This window comes from Celeribacter sp. (genome assembly GCF_048259695.1).
Lineage (GTDB): Bacteria > Pseudomonadota > Alphaproteobacteria > Rhodobacterales > Rhodobacteraceae > Celeribacter.
Window position 1 is genome coordinate 232,291 of sequence record NZ_JBLXHL010000001.1, and the last position, 25,612, is coordinate 257,902.

General features: G+C 60.6%; 24 protein-coding genes. 9 read left to right on the top strand and 15 right to left on the bottom strand.

Annotation, left to right across the window (positions count from 1 at the left end; all coding sequences use genetic code 11):
• Window positions 1-29: 29 nt before the first annotated feature.
• Genes ACN0Q0_RS01125 through ACN0Q0_RS01135 form a run of 3 tightly spaced genes read right to left on the bottom strand, consistent with a single transcriptional unit; the run spans window position 30 to window position 2,431 of the window.
• The gene (locus ACN0Q0_RS01125) at window positions 30-464 is read right to left on the bottom strand and encodes a hypothetical protein (protein ID WP_417241507.1); all 435 of its coding nucleotides are present in this window, start codon (window positions 462-464) and stop codon (window positions 30-32) included.
• On the bottom strand, window positions 464-1,720 hold the full coding sequence (ftsY, locus tag ACN0Q0_RS01130; RefSeq protein WP_417241508.1) for a signal recognition particle-docking protein FtsY: 1,257 nt from the start codon (window positions 1,718-1,720) through the stop codon (window positions 464-466). Before ftsY ends, ACN0Q0_RS01125 begins: the two co-directional genes overlap by 1 nt.
• A gap of 57 nt (window positions 1,721-1,777) precedes the next feature.
• The gene (locus ACN0Q0_RS01135) at window positions 1,778-2,431 is read right to left on the bottom strand and encodes a lysoplasmalogenase family protein (protein ID WP_417241509.1); all 654 of its coding nucleotides are present in this window, start codon (window positions 2,429-2,431) and stop codon (window positions 1,778-1,780) included.
• 71 nt (window positions 2,432-2,502) lie between these two features.
• Between ACN0Q0_RS01135 and ACN0Q0_RS01140 the strand changes: the two genes are divergently transcribed.
• Complete coding sequence (locus ACN0Q0_RS01140) at window positions 2,503-3,573, top strand: alkane 1-monooxygenase (protein WP_417241510.1); 1,071 nt, start codon at window positions 2,503-2,505, stop codon at window positions 3,571-3,573.
• A 44-nt stretch (window positions 3,574-3,617) separates the two neighbouring features.
• Window positions 3,618-4,013 carry a hypothetical protein gene (locus tag ACN0Q0_RS01145; protein WP_417241511.1) on the top strand — a complete coding sequence of 132 codons (396 nt, stop codon included), beginning with the start codon at window positions 3,618-3,620 and terminating at the stop codon, window positions 4,011-4,013.
• A gap of 9 nt (window positions 4,014-4,022) precedes the next feature.
• On the opposite strand, the gene xseA is transcribed toward ACN0Q0_RS01145, so the two are convergent.
• Window positions 4,023-5,465, bottom strand: coding sequence for an exodeoxyribonuclease VII large subunit (xseA, locus tag ACN0Q0_RS01150; protein WP_417241512.1), 1,443 nt, complete (start codon window positions 5,463-5,465; stop codon window positions 4,023-4,025).
• A gap of 96 nt (window positions 5,466-5,561) precedes the next feature.
• Here xseA and purD point away from each other — a divergent pair, with 96 nt between their 5' ends.
• Window positions 5,562-6,824, top strand: coding sequence for a phosphoribosylamine--glycine ligase (gene purD / locus ACN0Q0_RS01155; protein ID WP_417241513.1), 1,263 nt, complete (start codon window positions 5,562-5,564; stop codon window positions 6,822-6,824).
• A gap of 450 nt (window positions 6,825-7,274) precedes the next feature.
• Here the strand turns inward: purD and purU are convergent, their stop codons facing one another.
• The 3 genes from purU to ACN0Q0_RS01170 all read right to left on the bottom strand — a co-directional run bounded on the left by purU (window position 7,275) and on the right by ACN0Q0_RS01170 (window position 9,340).
• The gene (gene purU, locus ACN0Q0_RS01160; protein WP_417241514.1) at window positions 7,275-8,159 is read right to left on the bottom strand and encodes a formyltetrahydrofolate deformylase; all 885 of its coding nucleotides are present in this window, start codon (window positions 8,157-8,159) and stop codon (window positions 7,275-7,277) included.
• Window positions 8,160-8,291: 132 nt separating this feature from the next.
• Window positions 8,292-9,017, bottom strand: coding sequence for an FG-GAP repeat domain-containing protein (locus tag ACN0Q0_RS01165; RefSeq protein WP_417241515.1), 726 nt, complete (start codon window positions 9,015-9,017; stop codon window positions 8,292-8,294).
• Entirely contained in the window at window positions 9,017-9,340 is a 324-nt protein-coding gene (locus ACN0Q0_RS01170) for a 2Fe-2S iron-sulfur cluster-binding protein (RefSeq protein ID WP_417241516.1), read from the bottom strand. Before ACN0Q0_RS01170 ends, ACN0Q0_RS01165 begins: the two co-directional genes overlap by 1 nt.
• Before the next feature lie 262 nt (window positions 9,341-9,602).
• On the opposite strand from ACN0Q0_RS01170, the gene ACN0Q0_RS01175 reads away from it, so the two are divergent.
• The gene (locus tag ACN0Q0_RS01175) at window positions 9,603-10,175 is read left to right on the top strand and encodes a peptidoglycan-binding domain-containing protein (RefSeq protein WP_417241517.1); all 573 of its coding nucleotides are present in this window, start codon (window positions 9,603-9,605) and stop codon (window positions 10,173-10,175) included.
• A gap of 144 nt (window positions 10,176-10,319) precedes the next feature.
• Here the strand turns inward: ACN0Q0_RS01175 and ACN0Q0_RS01180 are convergent, their stop codons facing one another.
• The 5 genes from ACN0Q0_RS01180 to rpiA all read right to left on the bottom strand — a co-directional run bounded on the left by ACN0Q0_RS01180 (window position 10,320) and on the right by rpiA (window position 16,569).
• Window positions 10,320-11,813 (bottom strand): Do family serine endopeptidase, encoded by a 1,494-nt coding sequence (locus tag ACN0Q0_RS01180; protein ID WP_417241965.1) that lies wholly within the window; start codon window positions 11,811-11,813, stop codon window positions 10,320-10,322.
• Between the two features lie 283 nt (window positions 11,814-12,096).
• On the bottom strand, window positions 12,097-12,972 hold the full coding sequence (gene hflC, locus ACN0Q0_RS01185) for a protease modulator HflC (protein ID WP_417241518.1): 876 nt from the start codon (window positions 12,970-12,972) through the stop codon (window positions 12,097-12,099).
• The gene (gene hflK, locus ACN0Q0_RS01190; RefSeq protein ID WP_417241519.1) at window positions 12,972-14,132 is read right to left on the bottom strand and encodes an FtsH protease activity modulator HflK; all 1,161 of its coding nucleotides are present in this window, start codon (window positions 14,130-14,132) and stop codon (window positions 12,972-12,974) included. The genes hflC and hflK overlap by 1 nt, the downstream gene beginning before the upstream one ends.
• 153 nt (window positions 14,133-14,285) lie before the next feature.
• Window positions 14,286-15,647, bottom strand: a complete 1,362-nt coding sequence (gene gor, locus ACN0Q0_RS01195) for a glutathione-disulfide reductase (RefSeq protein WP_417241520.1) — start codon at window positions 15,645-15,647, stop codon at window positions 14,286-14,288.
• 139 nt (window positions 15,648-15,786) lie between these two features.
• Window positions 15,787-16,569 carry a ribose-5-phosphate isomerase RpiA gene (rpiA, locus tag ACN0Q0_RS01200; RefSeq protein ID WP_417241521.1) on the bottom strand — a complete coding sequence of 261 codons (783 nt, stop codon included), beginning with the start codon at window positions 16,567-16,569 and terminating at the stop codon, window positions 15,787-15,789.
• A 193-nt stretch (window positions 16,570-16,762) separates the two neighbouring features.
• Here rpiA and ACN0Q0_RS01205 point away from each other — a divergent pair, with 193 nt between their 5' ends.
• The gene (locus tag ACN0Q0_RS01205) at window positions 16,763-17,119 is read left to right on the top strand and encodes a YbaN family protein (protein ID WP_417241522.1); all 357 of its coding nucleotides are present in this window, start codon (window positions 16,763-16,765) and stop codon (window positions 17,117-17,119) included.
• A 26-nt stretch (window positions 17,120-17,145) separates the two neighbouring features.
• On the opposite strand, the gene ACN0Q0_RS01210 is transcribed toward ACN0Q0_RS01205, so the two are convergent.
• Window positions 17,146-17,808 (bottom strand): thiamine diphosphokinase, encoded by a 663-nt coding sequence (locus ACN0Q0_RS01210; protein ID WP_417241523.1) that lies wholly within the window; start codon window positions 17,806-17,808, stop codon window positions 17,146-17,148.
• Between the two features lie 140 nt (window positions 17,809-17,948).
• Here ACN0Q0_RS01210 and ACN0Q0_RS01215 point away from each other — a divergent pair, with 140 nt between their 5' ends.
• A complete protein-coding gene (locus ACN0Q0_RS01215; RefSeq protein ID WP_417241524.1) occupies window positions 17,949-20,396 on the top strand; it encodes a hypothetical protein in 2,448 nt (815 codons plus the stop codon).
• 119 nt (window positions 20,397-20,515) lie between these two features.
• Here the strand turns inward: ACN0Q0_RS01215 and ACN0Q0_RS01220 are convergent, their stop codons facing one another.
• Together ACN0Q0_RS01220 and ACN0Q0_RS01225 are read right to left on the bottom strand one after the other, a co-directional pair.
• Window positions 20,516-20,758, bottom strand: coding sequence for a DUF2842 domain-containing protein (locus tag ACN0Q0_RS01220; protein ID WP_417241525.1), 243 nt, complete (start codon window positions 20,756-20,758; stop codon window positions 20,516-20,518).
• Between the two features lie 8 nt (window positions 20,759-20,766).
• A complete protein-coding gene (locus tag ACN0Q0_RS01225; RefSeq protein ID WP_417241526.1) occupies window positions 20,767-22,062 on the bottom strand; it encodes an adenylosuccinate synthase in 1,296 nt (431 codons plus the stop codon).
• 173 nt (window positions 22,063-22,235) lie between these two features.
• On the opposite strand from ACN0Q0_RS01225, the gene ACN0Q0_RS01230 reads away from it, so the two are divergent.
• The 3 genes from ACN0Q0_RS01230 (at window position 22,236) to ACN0Q0_RS01240 (ending at window position 25,577) form a co-directional block, all read left to right on the top strand.
• Window positions 22,236-23,327, top strand: a complete 1,092-nt coding sequence (locus tag ACN0Q0_RS01230; protein ID WP_417241527.1) for a bifunctional transcriptional activator/DNA repair enzyme AdaA — start codon at window positions 22,236-22,238, stop codon at window positions 23,325-23,327.
• An 84-nt stretch (window positions 23,328-23,411) separates the two neighbouring features.
• Window positions 23,412-23,777 (top strand): preprotein translocase subunit SecG, encoded by a 366-nt coding sequence (gene secG / locus ACN0Q0_RS01235; RefSeq protein ID WP_417241528.1) that lies wholly within the window; start codon window positions 23,412-23,414, stop codon window positions 23,775-23,777.
• Between the two features lie 156 nt (window positions 23,778-23,933).
• Window positions 23,934-25,577 carry a CTP synthase gene (locus ACN0Q0_RS01240; protein ID WP_417241529.1) on the top strand — a complete coding sequence of 548 codons (1,644 nt, stop codon included), beginning with the start codon at window positions 23,934-23,936 and terminating at the stop codon, window positions 25,575-25,577.
• Window positions 25,578-25,612 lie beyond the last annotated feature (35 nt).

A 25,612-nucleotide genomic window follows, 5' to 3' on the forward strand; every position in this document is an offset into this window, starting at 1 on the left:
CAGATCAAGATCACGCGACCCCATCGCGCTCAGGCCTCGTGCGAGGGAACGCTACCCGACAGCATCATTTCGAAATCGACGTAAGGGTTGGGGATCAATCGCCCGTCTGCCCCTTCGATAAAATCCTGATCAATCTCGAACGCGCCATCGCGCAACAACGCCTCTTCGAGAGATTGCACAATAAATTCAGTGCGGTAAGACGGCAAAATTCCCATCCCCCAAATTCGCGCGGGGCAATCACCACGGTTTTCGTCGACCACAAGCATGGCCGTCGCCACAAGTTTATCACCGTCCGTGATCACCATTTCCGAATGCAGGCACCGGTCGTCAGGCCAGTCCTCATCGGTTTGCTCGGGCCGCTCGGGGTGATCGAAAAACAAATCCTGCATGGCTTCGCGACGCGCAATCGCACGGCCACCCGACACCCAACTGTCGGGACCAATCGCTTTGTGCAGTTCTAACATCAGACCTCCAGACCCGTCAGGGCCGCGGCAAATTCTTCGGGATCGAACGGCGCGAGATCGTCGATCTGTTCGCCCACGCCGATCGCATGGATCGGCAGACCAAACCTGTCGGCGAGGCTCACCAGAACGCCGCCCTTGGCGGTGCCGTCCAGTTTCGTCATCACAAGTCCGGACACATCGGATATTTTTTGAAAGGTTTCAACCTGATTCAGCGCGTTCTGACCCGTGGTCGCATCGAGCACCAACAATGTGTTGTGCGGCGCACTCGGGTCTTTCTTGCGGATCACGCGCACGATCTTGGCCAGTTCTTCCATCAGGTCCGCGCGGTTTTGCAACCGCCCTGCGGTGTCGATCATCAACAGATCCGCACCAATGTCTTGTGCTTTGGTCATGGCATCAAACGCGAGCGAGGCGGGATCGGACCCCTCGGGCGCGGTCAAAACAGGCACATCCGCGCGCGCGCCCCAGACCTGCAACTGCTCGACAGCGGCGGCGCGGAATGTATCGCCCGCGGCAATCACCACGGTTTTTCCGGCGGCTTTGAACTGGCTCGCCAGTTTGCCGATGGTTGTGGTTTTGCCCGACCCGTTCACCCCCACCACCAACACCACTTGCGGCGTTTGCGGATACAGCGGCATCGGTTTGGCGACAGGCTCCATGATGCGCGCAATCTCTTGGGCCATCAGGCGCTTGATCTCTTCGACCGACAGCTTTTTACCAAAGCGCCCTTCGGCCATCGCCGCCGTGACGCGCAGCGAGGTGTCCACGCCCATATCGGTGGAAATCAACAACTCTTCGAGCTGTTCCAACATGTCGTCGTCAAGGGCGCGGCGGACAACCGTCTTGGTCTCTTTGCGCCCCATGAGACGCCCCAAGAACCCCTGTTTCACGGGGGCCGTGTCCGGTGTTGACGCAACAGTCGCCTCAACGATCTCTTCGAGCGCCCCGGCAACAGGCCCTGTCTCGACAGGGGTCACGGGGATCTCGACCACAGACGTGTCTGGCACCTCAACGGGCGCCGGCGGTGCTACGGCCTGTGACGCAGGATCCGGATCCTCGACAGGGGTGTCCATCGGAATTTCAACGGGGGCCGCATCGGGAATATCCGCTGCGGGTTCATCCGCGACGACCGCCTCGACATAGGCCTCATGCGTACCGCTATCCGCGCCGCCATCCGCCACAATAGCTTCAAGCCCTTCGTCGATCTTTGACGAGGATTTGAGCAGGCGATTCTTGAGTTTTCCAAATAGCGACATAGGGCCTCCGTTCCCCGCTCATTTAATCGGTCTTGGCCTGTGATAAAAGCCCGCCCCTTAAAGAAAGGCAAAAAGGATCAACCCTTGGCCACCAACATAAAACACCCAAAGGATGTAACTGGCCATGCGCGACCCCGCACTGCCGTCAGACAAATGAAACATGCGGATCGCCAAAATCAGATCGGAGAGCAAAAACAGAACCGCGCCAAGCGTCGCGGCCCGCAGGCCCAAAGGCAACGACAATGCGGCAGCGGTCATGGCGCAAATGATCACCGCATAGATCCGCGCGGGCCACGTCAGCGGATCACGGCGCGGTACAACCACGACCATCGCCAAAACGGCCACGCCGGACAGGGCGGCAATCGGTGCCATGTACCATTGGACCACCTGCGGGGCGAAGACGGCGAGATAGGCCAGATGCGCAAGGGCAAAGGCCACAAGCCCCACCAAAAACGCCCGCGACCCACCACGAGACAAGGCAATATCGCCCACAGCGGACAGACCGAGGGCCACAACGAGCCACACAGGGGCGCCACTCAGGCCCGCACTCATGGCAAAGGCCAAAAGCGGCGTGGCCTTGACCACCGTGCGCCGCAGACTTGGCGGCGTTTCCGTGAGCCACAGATAGGCAAGCGCCGTGATCCCCGCCACAGCCCATAGCACCGCATTCAACAGCCCCGCTGCCATTTCCAAACCGGCCGCACCCCCCATCGCCATCTCCCCTTTGCGTCCAAAACACTGGGCGCTATAATCGCGTCAAATTGCAAGGGCTTACAAGTGTTATGAAAACTCCCCACACCATTCGCTATTTCTCGATCGCCGCCCTGACCCCCGTGGGCCTGTTGGCGCTCGCATCCCTGTTCGGCGGCCTATGGACGGTGGCGGCGCTTGTCTACATCACCGCACTCGCATTTTCGCTTGATCAACTGGTGGCCTTTGCCCGCAGTCCCGAAAACCCCGAGGCCGAATTTCCCGACGCCAATGCGCTCTCGGTCGTGTTGGCCCTCGCCCATTTCGCGCTCTTGCCGCTCGCGGTTTGGGCGCTGTCCAACGGGCAGAACATCTGGTGGGAACGTCTGTGCATCTTCTTTGCGCACGGGTTGTTTTTTGGTCAGGTCTCCAATTCAAACGCCCATGAAATGGTCCACCGCGCCGATGCAACCCTGCGCCGTTTGGGCACTTGGGTCTATATCTCGCTGTTGTTCGGCCACCACGCCACCGCCCATGTCAAAGTACATCACAAATACGCCGCCACACAGGATGATCCGAACTCGGCCCCGCTCGGCATGAGCTACTACCGCTTTTTGCCCCGCGCATGGATCGGCTCGTTTCGCAAAGGCCTGGCCGAAGAAAACGCCATCCGCCGCAAAGCCGACAAAACGGGTGATCTGCACCCTTATGTGATTTACATCGGCGGCGGCCTCGCGTGTCTTGTTGTCGCCTATGCCATTGGCGCGTGGGAGGGCGTGTTCAAATACACCCTGTTGGCGCTGTATTCCTCGGCCCAACTGATGCTGTCGGACTATGTCCAACACTACGGATTGCGCCGCGCCCGTGATGAAAACGGCCGCTACGAACCGGTTGGTCCACTGCATTCATGGAACGCGCCGCACTGGTTCACCTCGTTTATGATGCTCAACGCGCCGCGCCACTCGGATCACCATGCGCATCCGATGAAGCCCTACCCCGCGCTCGAGATCACCGACGACATGGCGCAACTGCCGCGCTCCTTGCCCGCGATGGCCTCGCTCGCGCTCATCCCCACGCTCTGGCGGCGGGTGATGGACCCGCGCGTGGCGCGAATCGTCGCGCGGCAAACCGCCGAAACCGGAGCGCAGTTAACCGAACATTAAGTTTTGGATTTCACCTCGGTCGCAGGCTGTGCCATGCTCACCCTATGATAAAAGCCCTCGCATATGCTCTTGCCGCGTTCATCGGCCTTCCCGCTCTCGCAGGCGAGCCGCTCACCGCGTCCGAATTTGACGCCTACACCCAAGGCAAAACCCTCACCTATGCGGATCAGGGGACCGCTTACGGGCTTGAGGAATATTACCCCGACCGACAGGTCAAATGGGCCTTTGACAATGGTGAGTGCCTCGACGGAATTTGGTACCAAGAAGAGCAAAACATCTGTTTTCTCTATGAAGACGGTAAAAACCCGCAGTGTTGGCAGTTCTTTCTCGACGACAACAAACTACGGGCCGAATTTGTCGGCGACAGCGGGGTCGAACTGTACGAGGCATGGTCCTCGGACCGCCCGCTGCAATGTACAGGCCCACAGATCGGCGTTTAGGGCGCGGCCTTAAAACAGGCTACCTTGGTCGGAGCTGTCTGGTTTCGGCGTCTTCGCTTTAGGCTTGGATTTGGTAGGCGACGCCACAGGCGCACCGCCCCCGACCGCCACACGCCCGTCCGCGAACTGCACCTCGGCCATGCGGTCGGCGTCCTTGGTGGATTTGATCAACTCGCCCGCACTGTCAAACACAAGCGCAAAACCCCGCGCCATCGTGGCCTTATGCGACAGGGCCTCCAACATCGCACCGCGCCGCTCCAACGTATTGCGCCACGCATCGACGTTGCTTTTGCCCGCCCGTTCGAACCGGCGCGACAGGTTATCGAGGCGGTCGGTTTGACGATCGAGCCGCCCGCGCAACGTGGCGGGTTGCAACCGTCCGGACAGACGCGACAGGTCCAGCACCCGTTTGTGGACGCCGTTTTTAAGCGCTTGGCCCAGACGCACATCCGCCTGATCAACGCGCTGACGCGGCCCGTCCAACAGATGCGTGACCTTTGGCATGGCGCGGGACATATCGGACAGACGTTGCCGCCGCCGCTCAAGCCCGCCAAGGAGAGAGCGCTCGTTGCGCGTTCCCATCTCTTGCAACGTCACCCACAATTCACGGCGCACAGGCACGGCCATTTCCGCGGCGGCGGTCGGTGTCGGCGCCCGCCGGTCTGAGGCATAATCAATCAGCGTTGTATCGGTCTCGTGACCCACGGCAGAAATCAGCGGGATGTCGGAAGCCGCCGCGGCACGGGCCACGATTTCCTCGTTGAAGCCCCAAAGATCCTCGGTCGAGCCACCGCCCCGCGCCACGATGATCAAATCGGGGCGCGGAATGGCCCCGCCCACGGGCAGCGCATTCAGCCCCTTGATCCCTGCGGCGACTTCGGCGGCACAATTCTGCCCCTGCACGGCCACGGGCCACAACAGCACATGGCGCGGAAACCGGTCGCGCAGACGGTGCAAAATATCGCGGATCACCGCGCCTGAGGGCGATGTCACCACGCCGATCACCTCGGGCAGATAGGGAATGGGGCGTTTGCGGGCGGGATCAAACAGGCCTTCGGCGGCCAGTGCTTTCTTGCGCTTTTCCAACATCGCCATGAGCGCGCCTTCGCCCGCGACCTCGACCTCATCGACATTGAGATTGTATTTCGACTGCGGCCCGAATGTGGACAGACGCCCCGTGACAATGACCTCCATGCCCTCCTCGGGAATGACCGACAGCCGCGCTGCCTGCCCCTTCCACGTGTTACAGGCGATGACGTCTTTGTCGTCTTTCAGGTCGTAATACAGATGGCCCGAGCGGGCATGCATCACACGCCCCACCTCGCCGCGCACCCGCACACGTCCGAACGCCCCTTCGAGGGTTTTCTTGATCGACCCTGCCAGTTCGGACACCGAAAATTCGGGCGCATTTGAGGGGGGCACGGGGCCGTCATCGTCGAAAAGCTCGGACATATGGCTCTCTTTGGTGGCAGGTGTGTCTGTCTGACTTGTGTCGTGTTGCCACAGACCTTAGAACGCGGGCAACCAAAGGTGAAGCGGAGAGACCCCATGAACATTCTCATTCTCGGATCAGGCGGACGCGAGCACAGTCTGGCATGGGCCGTGCTGCAAAACCCCAAGTGTGACAAGCTGATCGTCGCCCCCGGAAACGCAGGCATCGCGGCGATTGCCGAATGTGCCTCCTTTGACATCAATGACGGCGGGGCCGTGGTTGAATTTGTCACCGAAAACGCGATCGAGTTTGTGATCATCGGACCCGAGGCCCCCCTCGCCGCAGGTGTCGCGGATGCGTTGCGTGCGATTGGCGTGCTGACATTCGGTCCCTCCAAAGCCGCCGCACAACTGGAAGCCTCCAAAAGCTTTACCAAAGATATTTGCGATGCAAGCGGCGCCCCCACGGCGGGCTACGCACATTTCACCGATGCCGAGAAAGCCAAGGCCTACATCCGTTCCGAAGGCGCCCCGATTGTGGTAAAGGCCGACGGTCTGGCCGCAGGCAAGGGCGTGATCGTGGCGATGGACGTGGACACCGCACTTGCCGCGATTGACGACATGTTCGGCGGCGAATTCGGCGCGGCGGGCGCGGAGGTCGTGATCGAGGAATTCATGGACGGCGAAGAGGCGTCATGGTTCATCCTGTGTGACGGCGAAAACGTCCTGCCCGTGGGAACCGCCCAAGACCACAAACGCGTGGGCGATGGCGACACGGGGCTCAACACCGGCGGCATGGGCGCCTATTCCCCCGCCCCCGTGATGACCGACGCGGTGATCCAAAAGGCGATGGACGAGATCGTCAAACCCACCGTGGCGGAAATGGCCAAGCGCGGGATGCCGTATCAGGGTGTGCTCTACGCGGGCTTTATGATCAAGGACGGTCAGCCCCGTCTGGTCGAATACAACTGTCGTTTCGGCGATCCGGAATGTCAGGTGTTGATGATGCGTCTGGGCGCACAGGCGCTTGACCTGATGATCGCCACTGCCGAGGGCCGCCTCGACACCGCCCGTGTCAACTGGGCCGACGATCACGCCCTCACGGTTGTGATGGCCGCGAACGGATATCCGGGAGCCTATGCGAAAGGCACCGTGATTCGTGGCCTCGACGCACTACCCGAAGACAGTTCCAACATGGTCTTCCACGCAGGCACCGCCGAAAAAGACGGCGCACTTGTGGCCAATGGCGGGCGCGTGTTGAACGTGACGGCTCGTGGCGCAACCCTTGCCGAGGCCCGCGATCGTGCCTATGCGATGATCGACGGCGTGGATTGGCCAGAGGGGTTCAATCGCACCGACATCGGGTGGCGCGCGCTCTAACCCTCCGCACGGCCACGCGATCCAACAGCCTCAAAACGCGCACCTTACACAGGAAAAGGGGCGCGTTTTTCTTGGCTCCGTTAGGGGGTTGTTAACCCTAATGAGAGATAAAGAGAGAGCGAAACGCACCAACGGCTCGAATGGCCAACCGGTTGGACCACGTCACTGTGGCCCTAAGGGTGCAAAGCTCCACAAGCTGTCGCGACAGAACAAAGGCGTGCTCGAATGGCACGCCTTTTCTCGTTTTGAAGATCGAGCAATCGGGGCCGGTCTACAGCCCTGCCCGCGCAAGCGTGCTCGGGCGTGCGCAGATCGTAACGCGCCACAGAAGCCTTTCGCCACAGAGATGCGGGAGCATGCCATCTCACCCGGCCCGCGCAAGTGTGCTCGGGCGTTCGGCGCTTTTAAAGGTCCACTGGACCTTTAAATCCCGCTGTGCGGGACCGCGCCTCACCCCATTCTCTCACTTGCGTAGCCGCCGGGGGAGGCGGGGAAGACCACGGTTTTATTGCCGTTGATAAAGACACGGTGGTGGATATGGGCGTGGATGGCGCGGGCGAAGACCTGTGCCTCGACATCACGGCCAAGCGACACGTAGTCCTCGGGGCTTTGCGCATGGGTGACGCGCACCGTGTCCTGCTCGACAATCGGACCCTCGTCGAGATCCGCAGTCACGTAATGCGCGGTCGCCCCGATCAATTTCACACCGCGCTCGAACGCCTGTTTGTACGGATTTGCGCCCTTGAACGAGGGCAAGAACGAGTGGTGAATGTTGATGATGCGCCCGCTCATGCGTTTGCACATATCATCGCTGAGAATTTGCATATACCGCGCCAGAACAATCAATTCCGCACCTGCGTCCTCGACCACTTGCATGATCTGCGCTTCGGCCTCGGCCTTGTTCGTTGGCGTGACTTTGATGTGGTGAAACGGGATATCGTGGTTCACGACGACCTTTTGGTAATCCATATGGTTGGAAATCACCGCGACAATCTCGATCGGCAAGGCGCCGATGCGCACACGGTAGAGCAGATCGTTGAGGCAATGCCCGAACCGCGACACCATCACCACGACTTTCATCTTTTGGCTCTCGTCGTGGACCGCCCATTGCATATCGAGCCGCTCGGCCACGGGGGCAAAGCCCTCGATAATCTGGGCCTGATCAAGCCCCTGTTCGGAGACAAAGCTGACGCGCATGAAAAACTGTTCTGTCTCGGCATCGTCGTATTGTGCAGAGTCGGTAATGTTACAACCAAGCTCGGCCAGTTTGCCCGAAAGAGCGGCAACAATCCCGCGTTGGGAATGGCAAGTGACGGTCAAAACATGGCTGCTCATGGGCGTGCTCCGTGGGGGCGTATCATTGATTTGGCGCGACTTTTGCCATGCCGCGTAGGGTTTGACAGCCCCAAAACGACGCAAATGCGCACCCTGCGTCCGCTCCGCCGCGCGAAAAGTTTCCGAAAGGCGTCACGGGCACCGCAAATAGGGCGCGAAACCGGACGCGCCCTCATAGCGGGCAACGGGCGTTGAGACGAGCACGCCACCCGAAACCTGTGTTTCCATGATGTGCGACCAATCGCCATCGGCGGTCAGCACAACGGGGGCCGTCCCCGCACAGTGGCGCACACCGCCCTCGATCACGGCACTGCCCAAGTGGTGATTGGTCAACCCGCGCACCCGCGCCATTTCGGACAGGGTAAATGCCGGTGTCGTCACATCCACAGACAACAGCACCAATTCCTTGGCCAGATGCGGACGATCGACATAGGCGATCTCCTCCACACCATCACCGTCAAAATCGGCGATGCCCGCAATGGCGAGCCAACGGTTGCGACTGCCAATCGGCGCATTCGCCCCTGCGGGGGAAAGCGCGCCGCCCGTTGCCTTGAACAACTGGACCCGCGCACCGCGGTTGAAATCGGACACGACCGTGATCACTTCGGCCCCGCCGTCCCCGTCGAAATCATGCAAACGTGGCGCGGTATCCTCGAACACCGCGTCACCCCACCGGACCGTCCGGCGCGTCCCGTCCGAGAATGTCACCTCAAGGGCCGCATACTCGCCCTGTGCCACCGCGCCGTGGCCATAGGCATCGGTCGGCTCGATGTAGCGCGCCGATGTGATCTCTTGTGCCAACACAGGCGTGACCGCGACCGTGCACGCCCACGCGAGCCCCGCGATCAGCCCCCGCATCAGATCTGCTTTTCAGGCAGGTTCACAACCAAACCGTCGATGGCATCCGTGACCTTGATCTGACAGGTCAAACGCGACCGCTCGGGGTCGGGTTGATAGGCGAAATCGAGCATGTCCTCTTCCATCGCGTCCTTGGCCGTCAGCTTGCCGACCCATTCGGGCGCAACATAAACGTGACAGGTGGAACAGGCGCACGCACCACCGCAATCGGCGTCAATTCCGGGAACGCCATTGTCGCGTGCGCCCTCCATAACGGTGCGGCCGTTGGGGACATCCACGACATGTTCGGTGCCGTTAAATTCGACATAGGTAATTTTTGCCATTTTATGGTCCGTCTTTAAAGCTTTCAGTTGCCAAAGATGTACCGCGCCTGCGCCGCGATGAAAAGAGGGGGAGGACACAGCGGGGCGCGCGCTCACACGGACGTGCGCAGATCCGCGCGGGATGTCGGCGCAATTGGCGCAGATCACGGGGGAAAGTGCCCGCACACATGCAACCGCTTGGAGCACGCCGGTTTTCGCGCTACAGTCCGCAAAGAGCCGCCCACAAAGAGCGGACAGATGAGACGAGCAGACCGAGCATACAATGACAGGCCACCCCCGCCCCGTTTCAGGGTCCCCCCCCCCCACGCCACGGCGCATCCCTGCGCTGCTTTTGGGCGTTGTCGCCTGTGCGGCGCTTGGCGCATGTCAAACCATCTCGCCCGATACAGGCACGCAAGTTCTACGCGCCCGCGACGCCCAAAGCGCGCCCCCCGGCGCCGATCCCGATAGCTGTTATGGCCGAACGGTCACGCCGGCAATCATTGAAAGCGTAACCGAACAGGTGCTTGTACAGCCGCCCCAAATCGGCTCGGACGGATCAATCAGCTATCCGGCGGTGTACCGCACCGAAACCCGTCAGGAAATCGTACGCGAACGCCACGAGCTTTGGTTTGAAACGCTGTGCGACGAGGAATTGACGCTCGAGTTTATCGCCTCCGTCCAACGGGCCTTGGCGGCACGTAACTATTTTAGCGGCACCGCCACGGGCCGCATGGACCGCCCGACACGGGCCGCCATCCGCGCCTATCAAAAGGACCAAGGGGTCGATAGCGAAGTGCTCTCGCTCGCGGCAGCCCGCAAACTGGGGCTCAAAGCCGTCGCACGCACCCGCTAACCGTGTGGCACGGGAGCGCCGAGAAGCGCCCGTCATCCGGCCTCGCCATGCGCCGCCTGCCCCGCCCCGATCAACCATCCAGACATGAAAAAGGCGGCCCGAACATGGACCGCCTTTCTCGTTTCACTGGTGGTGAAAACCGGTTTAGTTGACGCCGAGAGCCACAAAGCGCGGCTCGCCAGAGCGACGGACCAAAAGCAGAACCGTGTTGCGACCGGCATCACGTGCTGCCTCAACGCGGGCTTCGAGATCGGCCACGGACGTCACTTTCTCCTGACCGGCCTCGGTAATGACATCGCCCGCCCGCAGACCTTTTTCAAAGGCTTCGGCGGCTTCGTCCACCTCGACCACGGCCAAACCGTCGGTCCCCGCAGACACGCCAAGCTGTTCGCGCAGATCATCGGTCAAGGGTTGAAGCGTCAGCCCCATCAGCTCCACAGATTGCGGTGCCTCGGGTGTTGCGCCGTCACTGCCGTCTTGTGGCATGGAGGCGTTTTCTGCATCTTCGCGGCGGCCAAGCGTGACCATGAGCGTTTTGGTTTTGCCATCGCGGAACACCGTCACGCGCACGGCTTTGCCCACTTCGGTATCGCCCACGGTACGCACAAGCGCGTCAGGGTCGTCGATATCCTTGTTGTCGAACGACAAGATGACATCGCCACTTTCCAAACCGGCCTCTTTGGACGGACCTTCGGGAACATCGGTGATCAATGCCCCTTTGGCGGCGGCCAATCCCATGGCTTCGGCCACATCGTCAGAGACGTTTTGAATGCGCACGCCAAGCCACCCACGGCGGGTTTCCCCGAATTCCTGCAACTGGTTGACCACCTTGGACACCACGTTGGAGGCCATCGAAAAACCGATACCGATAGAGCCGCCATTGGGCGACAGGATCGCGGTGTTCACGCCGATAACTTCGCCGTCCATGTTGAACAACGGGCCGCCCGAGTTGCCGCGGTTGATTGCGGCATCGGTTTGAATAAAATCGTCATAGATGCCCGACAAGGCACGCCCGCGCTGTGAAATGATACCGGCGGAGACCGAAAACCCCTGACCGAGCGGGTTGCCCATGGCCATGACCCAATCGCCCACGCGTGCGATATCGCTGTCGCCAAAGGACACGAACTTCAACGGCACATCGCTTTCAACCTTGAGCAGGGCAATATCGGTTTTGGGGTCTGTCCCCACCAATGTTGCGGGTAGGGTGAAATCCTCAAAGAACTCGATCTCGATTTCATCGGCCCCCTCGATGACGTGGTTGTTGGTGACGATATAGCCATCCTCGGAGATCACAAATCCGGACCCGAGCGCTTGCGATTTACGCGGGCGCTGCGGCTGACCCTGTCCCGGGCCATTGCGGTTCATGAAGTCCTCGAAAAAGTCCTGAAACGGGGAGCCCTCTGGCACCATCGGCATGCTGTCAGTCGAGGCTTCGACCACTGTCGTAGTGGTGATGTTGACCACGGCGGGGCTGAACCGTTCGGCCAGATCCGCAAAGCTTTCGGGGGCGCCACGTGCCTGCGTTGCGGTGGCCTGAACCAGAAGCGCGAGTGCGCCGATCAGCGTCACCACAAACGCGCGCAACGGCATTGCCGCCTTTTGCGGTCCGCGATTTGAGGGTGAAAGGACGAGTGACATCGTCATTGGTGAAATTCCTCCATCTGTGCGACCACCATTTAGACCGATGTTCGCTAATAACTGGCTACTGACGTAAAGATAGGCATGCATCGCCGCAACTCAATCCCAATCGCGTTCACTCAACAGCATGTGAGCGGGACGTGACAAGGCCGGGCGACGGGCCGCACGGTGAAAAATGGCCCAATCGGCCTTTTCCCACTGACATCATGCGGCATCAGGATGCAAAAAGGGGCCAACCCGTAGGTCAGCCCCTTTAAAAACGTTTCAATCCGAAAGCGTGGTCTTAACGGCCGTTGTCGGATTTGAGGTAATCAAAGAATTCGCTGTCAGGCGAAATGACCATCGTGGTGTTCGCCCCTTTGAGGCTCTCACGATAGGCATTGAGCGAGCGATAGAATTCAAAGAACTCGGGATCCGCGCCATAGGCGTTTGCAAAGATGTTGTTGCGTTCCGCATCGGCTTCACCGCGCACAATCTCGGCTTGGCGTTGCGCGTCGGACTGAAGCTCGACCACGGTCCGGTCGGCCTGCGCCCGCACGCGCTGTGCGGCCTCTTCACCACGCGCCCGCTCGTCGGCGGCCTCGCGTTCACGTTCGGCGCGCATCCGGGCAAAGGTGGCCTCAAGGTTCTGATCGGGCAGGAACGTCTGTTTGAGACGCACATCGACAACTTCGATACCGAGCGGCAAAGCGCGGCTGCGGGCCTGGTCACGGATGCGGTTCATCAACTCGGCACGATCCGACGACAGGATGGTATTGGAGGTGACGGTTTCGGAACCAAGCACCTCACGCACCTGTGCGTTCAGGATCCCTTGCAGGCGATCCTCGGCAAGGCGGATGCCCCCCGTTGAAACGGCCTGACGGAACTGGACCACATCAGAAATGCGGTAGCGTGCAAAGGCATCTACGAGCAAACGACGGTCATCCGACGGGGTGACTTCGATTTCAGGGGTCTCGAGCGACAAGATGCGGTCGTCGTAATAGACCACTTCCTGAATGAGCGGGATTTTGAACGCGAGGCCCGGCTCTTCCTTGACCGCTTTGATCTGGCCGAATTGCAGCACGAGCGCCTTTTGACGTTCGTCCACCACAAAGACCGAGGACAAAACAACGACCACCGCGATGATCAGGGCGACGAAAAGGATTTGAAGACGTTTCATCAGTTCGACCCCTCATTTGTAGATTTCTTCAACTCGTTGAGCGGCAGGTATGGCACAACACCCTGTCCACCTCCGGCGCCCTCATCGAGGATGATTTTTTCAACACCGCCGTACACCTCTTCGATGGTCTCCAGATAGAGACGCTTGCGGGTCACTTCGGGGGCGCGTTTGTATTCGGTCAACACGGCAGAGAAGCGCGAGGCCTCACCCTGTGCGCCGTTGACGACCTGAGCGCGGTAACCTTCGGCCTCTTCGAGGAACTGCGCGGCAGACCCGCGTGCGCCCGCGAGAACGGTGTTGGCATAGGCATCGGCCTGACGTTCCAGACGGTCACGCTCCTGCTCGGCGGCCTGAACATCACGGAAGGCGTCGATCACCTCGGTGGGCGGATCGGCTTTATCAAGGTTGACGCGGATCACGTTGATCCCTGCGTTATAGCTGTCGAGCGTGGTCTGGATCAGTGTCATCGCTGTATCGGCGATCAACCCGCGATCACGGTTGAGGATCGGTGCCAGTTCGGAGGCCGCGATAATCTCGCGCATGGAGCTTTCCGACACGGCCTGAACGGTCGAGCGCGGATCCGCGAGGTTGAACAGGTACTGCGCAGGGTCGGAGATATTCCACACGACCTGAAAGTCGATATCGACGATGTTCTCGTCGGTGGTCAGCATCAGACCCGTTTCGCCCACGCCCGCAATACCGATGGCCTCGGTGCGTTCGCCCGTCACCACGACTTTTTCGTAGGAGACAAGCGGCCAAGGCGCAAAGTTCAGACCGGGATTGCCGATGGAGGAGAACTCACCAAGGAACAATTCAACCGACTGCTCTTCGGGCTTTACGGTGTAAAACGAATTCAACGCCCACAGGCCGACAGCGATCAGCACGCCAAACCCGATGGTCGAGCGGGTGAACTTTGGGCCGCCACCACCGGTGCTGCCCCCCGTGCCGTTCGATCCGCCACCTTTGCCGCCCATGAGGACTTTCAGGTACTCGTTGCCTTTGCCCAAAAGTTCGTCGATCTCGGGCAACTGGGGGGGATCATTCGGACGCCGTCCGCCATTGCCACCAGTGTTGCGGTTGCCGCCGTTGTTATCGTCGCCAGAGCCGCCGCGGTTTCCACCGCCGCCCGAGCCCCAAGGTCCGCCATTATTGCTGGCCATGAAGGTGTGTTCCTCTCTCGTATATGTCTGGTGCGGATGCGCGAACCGCACCCGACCAAGGCTTCAACGTAACCTGTTCGTTATCGACGCGGTTTTCAAGGGGCGTAAGTCGCATATGCGACGCCCTGTCCCGCTTTCGCGCCCGAAACCGGCTTACTTGTGAACCCGTGTGGGCTCTTTCATCAAAACAATCTCTTCTGCCATCGTCGGATGGACCGCGACGGTGGCATCAAAGTCCTCTTTGGTTGCTCCCATCTTTACGGCCACGCCCGCCAACTGGATCATTTCGCCCGCATGGGGCGCAATGATGTGACAGCCCAGAACCGTGCGGCTTTCGGAGCACACAATGAGTTTGAACAAGACGCGTTCGTTTTTCTCGATAAAGGCGTTTTGCATCGGGCGGAAGGCCGCCGTGTAGACCTCGACAGGGCGCTCGTCGCGTGCTTGTTCCTCGGTCATGCCCACCGCGCCATATTCGGGCTGTGTGAAAATCGCGGACGGCACAGAGACGTGGTCCGGTTTGGTCGGGTTGCCTTTGAACACCGTTTCGTGGAACGCCACCGCCTCGCGGATCGCCACAGGGGTCAACTGGATACGGTCGGTCACATCGCCCACGGCAAAGATCGACGGGATATTGGTCTGGCCGTAATCGTCCACCTTGACCTCGCCTGCACGGCCAAGCTCAACCCCCACAGCCTCAAGGCCAAGCCCCTCGGTTTTGGGCGTGCGGCCCGTGGCATAAAGCACCACGTCAAACATCTCTTCGCGCCCGTCGGTGGCTTTGACCCACAGGCCATCATCGCGCTTTTCGATGCGCTCCACATCTGTACCAACGTGCAGATTGACGCCCTGCCCTGCGATCAGCTCGGAAATATGGCCGCGGGCCTCGTCATCAAACCCGCGCAAAATCTGCGCCCCGCGGTAATACTGCGTGGTATCCGCGCCCAAACCGTTAAAGATGCAGGCGAACTCACAGGCGATATAGCCGCCGCCCACAATCAGGATGCGTTCGGGCAGGGTTTCGATATCAAAAATCTCGTTCGACGTGATCGCATGTTCGATCCCGGGAACCGTATCAGGCACGAACGGCGTGCCACCTGTCGCCACAAGGATGTGTTTGGCGGTAACTTCGGTGCCATCGGCCAAGGTCACGGTATGCGCATCCTTCACCGTGGCGCGTTGGGCGATGATCTCGACCCCTGCATTTCCGGCGTTCTTGGTGTAAATCCCTTCAAGGCGGGTCAACTCGGCCTTGAGACGGCTTTGGAACTGCGGCCAGTCGAACGCGCCAAGCGTGATGTCCCATCCGTAGGACGCGGCCTCGGTGGCCGCCGATGAATACTGGGACGCAAACACCATCAGTTTTTTGGGAACACAGCCACGGATCACACAGGTGCCGCCCATACGGTACTCCTCGGCCAGTGCCACTTTGTGTCCGTCCGCCGCGGTCAGACGTGCCGCACGCACACCGCCAGAGCCACCACCGATCACGAAAAGATCATAATCAAACGCCATTTGTTCCGCCTGTCGTTGTCTAATTGGGAAAGTCTAAAGTCGGATGTAGATGTAGGGGCTTTGCCACCAAAGGAAAACCCCGCCTGCGGTTGCAAACGGGGTCTCATAGGGTCAATTTTGCGTGGGTCCGCGCGTCACATCACAGGTCGGCAAAGATATTGTCGGTCTCGGCGAACTCGATTGTGCGCTCGCTATCCTCGCCCGTGATGATGTCTTTGGTCTGTACCCGCCCATCGCCGTGGCCGATGATGACCTTATCACAAATGTCGATAAACAGACCGTTTTCGACCACACCCGGCACCTGATTGAGCACGAGCGCCAGTTGCCGCGCGTTGCCGATCCGTTGCAGGTGCAGGTCGACAATGTGATTGCCCTCGTCCGTGACAAACGGCACCTCGCCATTCATCCGCAGCGTGGACGATTGCCCCAAAACATCCATCGAACCGAGAGCTTCCTCAACGAGCGTTTTGGTGGTCTGCCATCCGAACGGGATCACCTCGATTGGCAACGGGAAGGCCCCGAGGTGTTCGACCTCTTTGGCCGCATCGGTGATGACGATCATCTGGTCCGAGGCCGTTGCCACGATTTTCTCCTGCAACAACGCGCCACCGCCCCCCTTGATCAGGTTCAGCTCGGCGTCGAATTCGTCGGCACCATCAATGGTCAGGTCGAGCCATTTGGCCTCATCCAGCGAGATCACCTTGATCCCCAACGACCGCGCCAGTTCGGCCGTGCGCGTCGAGGTGGGCACACCCACAACATTCAGCCCCTCTTCGCGGATACGTTCGGCCAGACAGCGCACCATCCATGCGGCGGTGGATCCGGTGCCAAGGCCCAGTTTCATGCCATCCTCGACGAATTCAACGGCGCGTTTGGAGGCGACAAATTTGGCTGTATCGATCGGTGATAGGGTCTCGGACATTTGGTGCATCTCCCCGGAGGCATGTATGAGTCGGCCCGCTTATAAAAGAGCGCCCACGTGGACGATAGACAATTTGTGGTGCGAAATGCCGCCGGGAGCGCTAACATGAGCGACACGGCTCTCGACCCGGCCGGTCAATCGCCTACATGATTTCGAAAGAGATCAGCTCTAGGATAGCCAAATGGCGGACGTGATGCACAAATACCTACATCTGGCCCTCGGGTGGCTCTGCGTGGCTTTGGGCCTCATCGGGGCGGTGCTGCCCTTGCTGCCGACCACCGTATTCCTGATCCTCGCAGCGTATTTTTTCTCCAAAGGGTCGCCCCGCCTGCGTCACTGGCTGATCGAACACGCCCATTTTGGCCCGCCGATCCGCGCGTGGGAAGACACAGGATCAATTGCGCCAAAATTCAAAATGATCGCCGTGGGCATGATGGCGGTGACGTTTTCGGCCTCGGTCCTCTTTGCCCTGCCCGCCAAGGTGCTGATCATTCAGGCCGTCTGTATGAGCGCTGCCGCGATCTATGTGTTGACCCGCCCGAACACCTAACGGTCCAAAACAATGGCCCGCGCCGGTTAGATCCCGAGACCGGCCAACAGCGCCCCCAAGGCCTCGGGCGGCAGGAACAACAACATCCCCGCCCCGTCCATCTCTATGCGCACCTGCGTCTCGGTGGCCTCATTCGATGTGCCGCCACGCCCGTCGGGCGCAAAATCAATCCCCCCGATCGGCCACTTCAATCCGGTCGAGCGCCCCGTGACGGGCGCCATGGGAAACAGCGACACGCGACAGCCGATGGGCAGGTTCAGCGTGACAGCCCCCACAAGATGCACACAGATATCATGGCTGCCCAAAAGCACGATGCGCTTGTCCGCATGGCGCACCATCGCACCCAGCACCGCCAATTCGTGATCCACCCGTGCGCCCATGAACCCGACGCCTATGACATAGGGCGCATCAATGCGGGTCAGACATTTCTCGAAATCGGTGCTGTCCTGTTCTGGAACGTGGTAAAAACGCGCGTCAGGAATAAGGTCACGTGCCTTATTGTCCAAACTGTCGAAGTCCCCGACCACCGCATCGGGCACATGCCCCCATTCAAGGGCAATTTGGGCCGCACCATCGGCACACACGAGTGTTTTTGCCCGTGTTAAGGCCTGTGAAAGCATTGCAGGCGTAGAGTTTCCGCCACCGAGCACCGTGACCCCCGCATCGCTCTTTACCACTGGAACCGCCATGCCTCACGTCCCTTCCCGGGTATCTTCGCCACAATTTGGACAGGAAATAATCACGCTGTTTTCCTTGTTTCGTTCTGAATTGAGAACCAATTCATGGTAAATATGGTGTCGTTAAGCAAGGGCAGAAAGTGAGTTTCGGCATGGTTACAGATAGCAAAATCCTAACGGTCTCCTACGGGACCTTCTCGTGTACACTGGAGGGGTTCGACGACCCGTTCAACACGATGCGGTCTATCGCAGAGTACTTTCGCGATCTCGCGGCGGACGACCGGTATTTCGGCGCGGAACCTCCCACGCCCGATCCCCAGATGCTTCAATCCATCGCCGAACGCGAAATCCAACGCCGTGTCGAAACGAAGATGGAAGAGAACGGGATGATCCTGCGACAGGTCGAGGGTGCGCCGAACGGCGACATCGCGGCCCCTTTGGCGCAGCCGCCCGCCACACCCGCCCCCATCGCCCCCGCCCCCATCGCCAAGGCCCCTGTCGCCGCCCCCTCTACGGCTAAGGCGCCCGCGCCACAATCCCGGGTGGCAGCTGCCCCTGCTGCCGGGTTTGCGACCGCCCCCGCCGAACCGATGCCACAACACGCCGCGCCCGAAACACAGGCAGAAACAACACCACGCCCAAGCGCCACGGCACCTGCCGCAGTCGCCACCGCCGCCGTGGCGCACGGATCGATTGCAGAGAAACTGGCCCGCATCCGTGCCGCCGTTGCAAAACGCGACGACGCCCCGTTCGCCGAGGACCAACATGCCGCAGACGCCTTCGGGACCGCCGCCGACGACGAAAACAACAGCAGCGTTGATGACGACCTTATGGGATCGTTCGAGGCCGATCACCTTGACGTGGCCACGGATGCACCACTCGACACCCCCGCGACCACCACAGCCGACATTGCCGCAGAACCCGCAATCGACACAACGGTCGGGATCGACACCGAGGAAGCCGACCAGCCCGAACAGGCGCAGGACAGTTTTGAGGACGAAACCGCCACGGAGCCAACAGACGGGATCGATCTGAATGCCGTCATGGATGCCGCTGACGCACATGACGCCGCTGAGGCACCGACCGGCGCGTCCACGGACGAGAGCCTTGACGCCGCCGCTGATGACCGGATTGACGACCCCGCCCCCGCCGACATCACTGACGCTCCGGATAATCTCGACATCGACACGGCAAGCATCACGGGGGGCGACACCGCGACCGAATTGGACGACAGTGCGTCGGCCCTGCACGACATCGACCCCAACCTTGCCGCCGACATCGCCGAGGCAAGCCGCGCACCCGAAACGGATGACGATGACACAGCCACCGCACCACAAGATCCGTTGACCCGTGTCCGCGCCCGCGTCATCAAAATGCGCCGCGCCGATTACGAGGCGGAAATCGCCGAACAACAAAATGCGCAAAAGGCCCCCGCGGAGGCGGACAAAGCCACCGATGCGGCCACCGATGACGACGACGATTTTGTCATTGATCTGGCCGCATTCGACGAGGACGACAGCGCAGACGACGCAGCCACCTATACCGAAGACCTCGACGAGGCCGACACCGGTGCCGCGGATATCACATCTGTTTTGCGCCGCGAGCTTGGCGCATCGTCCCTGTCCGAGGATGACGAAGACGACCTGATGCGCGAATTGGCCGAAGTGGCCGCCGAGAGCGTTGACGCCGAAATCATCGCCGACCCTATTGTCGCCGCCGCGTCTGACGAGGACGCGCCCGACACCGAAACCCTCGACAACGTTGCCGCTCTGCTCGGTGGCGATGTGGTCGAGGACGCGCCCCTTGTGGATGACGCGTTTGACGACGACGCCGATGACGATGACGATGACGATGCAGATGACGCGCAGGCCACGCACGACCGTGAGGCCACGCGCAACATTTTCTCGACCTCCGCCGATGACACCATGTCGCGCATCCTCGACGAGACCGAGCGCGAGATGGAGAAAGACGACTCCTCACGCCGCCGCTCCGCTATTCAGCACCTCAAAGCCGCTGTGATGTCCAAACGTGCCGACCGTGATGCGGGCAACGCCGACATTGACGACGATGACGAGAAAAACATCTACCGCAACGACCTTGCGAGCATTGTGCGTCCAAAGCGCCCCGAGCGCGTAAAAACCACACGCCGTGACCTGCCGCCCCTGATGTTGGTCTCCGAACAACGCATCGACACGCCCAAGGATGTGATCAAAGGCGCCGACATTTCGCCCGTTCGCCCCCGCCGCATTTCCGCTGCGGCCGTTGCGTTGCGCGAAGAAGCCGATGTGGACCATGATGATGCCATCGCCAATGCCACCGGTTTTACCGATTACGCCGAGACAATGGGCGCACAAGGGCTGTCGGACTTGTTGGAGGCGGCTGCGGCCTATGCCAACCACATCGAGGGCAAAGACACCGTGTCGCGCCCACAGATCATGCGCCTGGCCGCCGAAGCGATGCCCGACGAGCAACCCCTTGAGGAGCGTCTGCGGTCCTTTGGACAACTGTTGCGCCAAGGTAAAATCAAAAAAATCGGCCGCGGCCAGTTCAAAGTGTCCGATGCATCGCGGTTCAAACCCGTGACCCGCGCACACGGATAATGCGCCCAACAGATCCACGCAAAAGGCCGCCCCACGGGCGGCCTTTTTTAATTCAATGCCGGATAATAGGTGCCGGATGTCGGGTTCCCTATCCCGCGGGCCGCTTGCGCGCACGGCACCTAGCGCGGGTCATCCGACGGCTTTGGCGCCGCGTCGGGATCTGCCTGTCCGATCCCGCGGAACACCGATTTGAGCGGGAAAGCCCACAGCACCCCGAGCCCGACATAAACACCCAATTCGACCAAAATCGACGGGCGTTCGAACAGGCTCACCACTTTGACCGCCACGATGATATAGGCGGGAAGGCCAACCACAAGGATCAACAGGGCCAGACGGCGGCGGGATGTATAGGACAGAGCCATGAGGTCGCTTAATCCGCAAACGGATCAGTGACGAGGATCGTGTCTTCGCGCTCGGGCGACGTGGACAGCAACGCAACGGGGCAATCGATCAACTCTTCGATATGGCGGACATATTTGATCGCGTTCGCGGGCAGCTCGTTCCACGTGCGCGCGCCCTCGGTGCTTTCCGACCAACCGGGCATTTCCTCATAGACCGGCACGCAGCGCTCCTGATCCTCCGCCGCGGTCGGCAAATAATCAAGGCGCTCGCCGTCAAGATCGTAGCCCACGCAGATTTTCAAGGTCTCGAACCCGTCCAGAACGTCAAGTTTGGTCAGGCAGATACCGTTCATGCCAGAGGTCGCGCAGGTCTGGCGCAGCAAGGCGGCATCAAACCACCCACAGCGGCGCTTGCGCCCCGTGGTGGTGCCGAACTCGTGACCACGTTCGCCAAGGCGCTGACCGTCCGCATCATGCAATTCGGTCGGAAACGGCCCCTCGCCCACGCGGGTGGTGTAGGCTTTGACAATGCCCAGAACGTAGTCGATCGACCCCGGACCGATGCCGACACCCGTGGCGGCCTGTCCCGCAATGACGTTGGAGGAGGTCACAAACGGATAGGTGCCGAAATCAATGTCCAGCAAAGCGCCCTGTGCGCCCTCGAACAAGATACGTTTGCCCGCTTTGCGCTGCTCGTTCATCACCTTCCAGACGGGGCCGGAATACGGGAGGATCTTTGGCGCGATGTCTTTGAGTGCGGCAATCAGAGCGTCACGGTCAACAGGCTCGAACCCCAACCCTTTGCGCAACGGATCGTGGTGTTGCAACGCACGATCCACACGGGCCTCCAATGTGGCCTCATCCGCCAGATCGGCCACGCGGATGGCGCGTCGGCCGACTTTGTCCTCGTAACACGGGCCAATGCCGCGCCCTGTGGTCCCGATTTTGGTGCCTTTGGACGCCGCTTCCTCGCGGGCGCGGTCCAACTCGCCGTGGATCGGCAGGATCAGCGGGGTGTTTTCCGCGATCATCAATGTGTCCGGCGTAATCTCGACGCCCTGCGCACGGATCGTTTCGATCTCGCCGAGCAAATGCCACGGGTCAAGCACAACACCGTTGCCGATCACCGACAACTTACCGCCGCGCACCACACCCGAAGGCAGCGCGTGCAACTTATAGACCTTGCCGTCGATGACGAGCGTATGGCCCGCGTTATGGCCGCCTTGGAACCGTGCGATGACGTCTGCACGCTCCGAGAGCCAGTCCACGATCTTGCCTTTACCTTCGTCACCCCATTGGGCGCCGACAACGACGACGTTAGCCATGATGAATCCTTTGATTGGATTGAAACCCGCGCCCGTATAGCGCCGCAGCGGCGGTGAGGGAACCACAAAACGCGCACCCCCCGGTGCAATCGCCACGCAAAGGCACCTGACATTCGCACATCCACGCCCGATTTACGGCGGACAGGTGCGCGGCGCGGCGCTAAGGTTTGCCAATGGACCTCTTTGCCCTCCCCGATTCCGCGACGCTCTACGCCGCTCTTGTGGCACGGGATGCCTCCTATGACGGTCGCGCCCTGGTGGGCGTCACCTCAACGGGCATTTTCTGCCGGCTCACCTGCCCTGCGCGCAAACCCAAGCCCGAGAATTGCCAGTTCTATGAAACGGTCGGCCAATGCATGGAGGCGGGGTTTCGCCCCTGCAAGCGCTGTCACCCGATGCGCCGCGCCACCGAATCCGATCCGATGATTGCGACCCTGATCGACGCGCTCGAGGCGCGGGGTGATCACATCTGGCGCGAAGGCGACATTACAGCACTCGGGTTTGATCCCTCCACCGTGCGCCGCGCGTTCAAGCGCCAGTTTGGCCTGACGTTTCTGGACATGGCCCGCCTGGACCGGTTGCGGCGCGGGTTCGAGGTGCTTGGCGAGGGCGGCAAAGTCATCGACGCGCAACTGGAGGCGGGGTTTGCCTCGCCCTCTGCATTTCGCGACCGCGTGGGCAAATTGCTCGGGACCGCCCCCGCCCGCCTGAGCGCCACGCCGCTATTGGCGATTTCATGGATCGACACACCGCTTGGCCCGATGATTGCCGTAGCGGATGCGCACCGTTTACATTTGTTGGAATTCATGGACCGCAAGGCTCTGCCCAAAGAGATGCAAGCCCTGTCCAAATCCGCACGCGGCGCCATCGGGATCGGACGCACGGCCATCCACGACCAATTGGCCCGCGAACTGTCCGAGTATTTCGCGGGCCACCGCACACGGTTCGATGTGCCGCTACAGTATCATGGCGCCGCGTTTGCCACCGCGGTCTGGGATGCCTTGCGCGAGATCCCCCTTGGACAGAGCGAAAGCTATGGCGCATTGGCCGCGCGGCTCGGGCGCCCGAGCGCCACACGCGCCGTGGCCCGCGCCAACGGGGCCAACCGGATTGCAATCCTCATTCCATGCCACCGCGTCATCGGTGCGGACGGCACATTGACGGGCTATGGCGGCGGGTTGTGGCGCAAACAACAGCTTTTGGCGTTGGAACGCGATGCCCGCCACGCCACCGCCGCACAGCACCGGCCGCACGGCAGACCATGAATCTGCCCTTCGATCCACACGCGGGGTTGCGCCTGTGGCAATCTCATCTTAAGTAGCCGCATCTAACCAACCGAAAGCGGATCTATGGAAAACGTCGTTCTTGTTGTCCACCTCATCATCGCTCTTTGCCTGATCGGCATCGTGCTCCTTCAGCGCTCTGAAGGCGGCGGTCTTGGCATGGGGGGCGGCGCGGGTGACGCGATGTCTGCGCGCGGTGCCGCATCGGCACTGTCCAAAATGACTTGGATCCTTGCAATCGCGTTCATTATCACCTCCCTCACGCTTACGGTTCTGGCGCGCAAAGAGGCCAATGTGTCCTCGGTTGTCGACAATATCACAGCCACGGATACGGTCGATGATACGGTCACGACCCCTGTGCTGCCCTCGGGTGAAAGCCTGTTGCCACCTTCGGCCACAGATGCACCCGTCGCCCCACCAAGCGTCGATTAACCCCAAAACATGGGCGTTGCGGAAAGAAATTCCGCAACATGTAGCGGTTTGGTTGCGCGGGACGACCGAATCTGATAGCTCTCAAATCCCGTGATGCATGCGAATTTTTTCGCGTGCCCCACTCTTTTTTGGACACTCACGGGAGCCTCTCAACTCATGGCAAGATACGTTTTCATCACCGGCGGTGTTGTCTCATCCTTGGGCAAAGGTCTCGCCTCTGCGGCACTGGGTGCCCTCCTTCAGGCGCGCGGATTTTCCGTGCGCTTGCGCAAACTTGACCCCTATCTCAACGTCGATCCCGGTACGATGAGCCCGTTCGAGCATGGCGAAGTGTTCGTCACGGATGATGGCGCCGAAACCGATCTCGACCTTGGCCACTACGAACGCTTTACGGGCGTGGCCGCGCGCAACACCGACTCGATCTCGTCGGGCCGCGTTTACACCAATGTGCTCGAAAAAGAGCGCCGTGGTGATTATCTGGGAAAAACCATTCAGGTCATTCCCCACGTCACCAACGAAATCAAAGATTTCTTGCACATCGGCAACGACGAAGTTGATTTCATGCTGTGCGAAATCGGTGGCACGGTCGGCGACATCGAAGGTCTGCCCTTCTTTGAGGCGATCCGCCAGTTTGCCCAGGACAAACCCCGTGGCGAATGCATTTTCATGCACCTGACGCTCTTGCCCTACATCACCGCATCGGGCGAACTGAAAACCAAACCGACACAGCACTCGGTCAAGGAACTACGCACCATCGGCCTTCAGCCAAACGTGTTGGTGTGCCGTTCCGAGCATCCGATCCCCGAGAAAGAGCGCGAGAAAATTGCGCTGTTCTGTAACGTCCGCAAAGAGGACGTGATCGCCGCCCCTGATCTCAAATCCATCTACGAGGCCCCACTGGCCTACCACCGCGAGGGGCTCGATCAGGCGGTTCTGGACGCCTTTGAAATCTCTCCCGCACCCAAGCCCGACCTCACCGTCTGGCACGACGTGGCCGACCGCGTATTCAATCCCGAAGGCGAGGTCAAAGTTGCCATCGTGGGCAAATACGTACAGCTTGAAGACGCCTATAAATCCATCGCCGAGGCCCTCACCCACGGCGGCATGGCCAACCGTGTGAAGGTCAAGGTCGAATGGGTCGACGCGGAAATCTTTGAAAAAGAAGACCCTGCGCCTCACCTCGAAGGCTTTCATGCGATCCTGGTTCCGGGCGGGTTTGGCGAACGCGGCACCGAGGGCAAAATCAAGGCGGCGAAATTCGCCCGTGAGCGCAAAGTGCCTTACCTTGGCATCTGCCTTGGCATGCAAATGGCCGTTATCGAGGCCGCCCGCAACCTCGCGGGCATCGAGACCGCAGGGTCCGAGGAGTTCGACCACGAGGCGGGCGAAAAGCGGTTCGAACCGGTGGTCTACCACCTTAAAGAATGGATTCAGGGCAACTCGACCGTGCGCCGCAAAGCCGACGACAACAAAGGCGGCACCATGCGTCTCGGGGCTTACTCCGCGACGCTCAAAGAGGGATCGCGCGTTGCAACGGCCTATGGCACGACCGAGATCGAGGAACGCCACCGTCACCGCTATGAGGTGGACACAAAGTACCGCGAAAAGCTCGAAAGCTGTGGCTTGATCTTCTCCGGCATGTCCCCTGACGGACGTCTGCCCGAGATCGTCGAGGCCGCCGACCACCCGTGGTACATCGGTGTGCAATTCCACCCCGAACTGAAATCCAAACCCTTCGCCCCCGCGCCCCTGTTCAAGGATTTCATCCGCGCCGCGAAAGACAACTCCCGTTTGGTCTAACCCCGGCATGAAACATGATCCGAACGGCCTCCTGC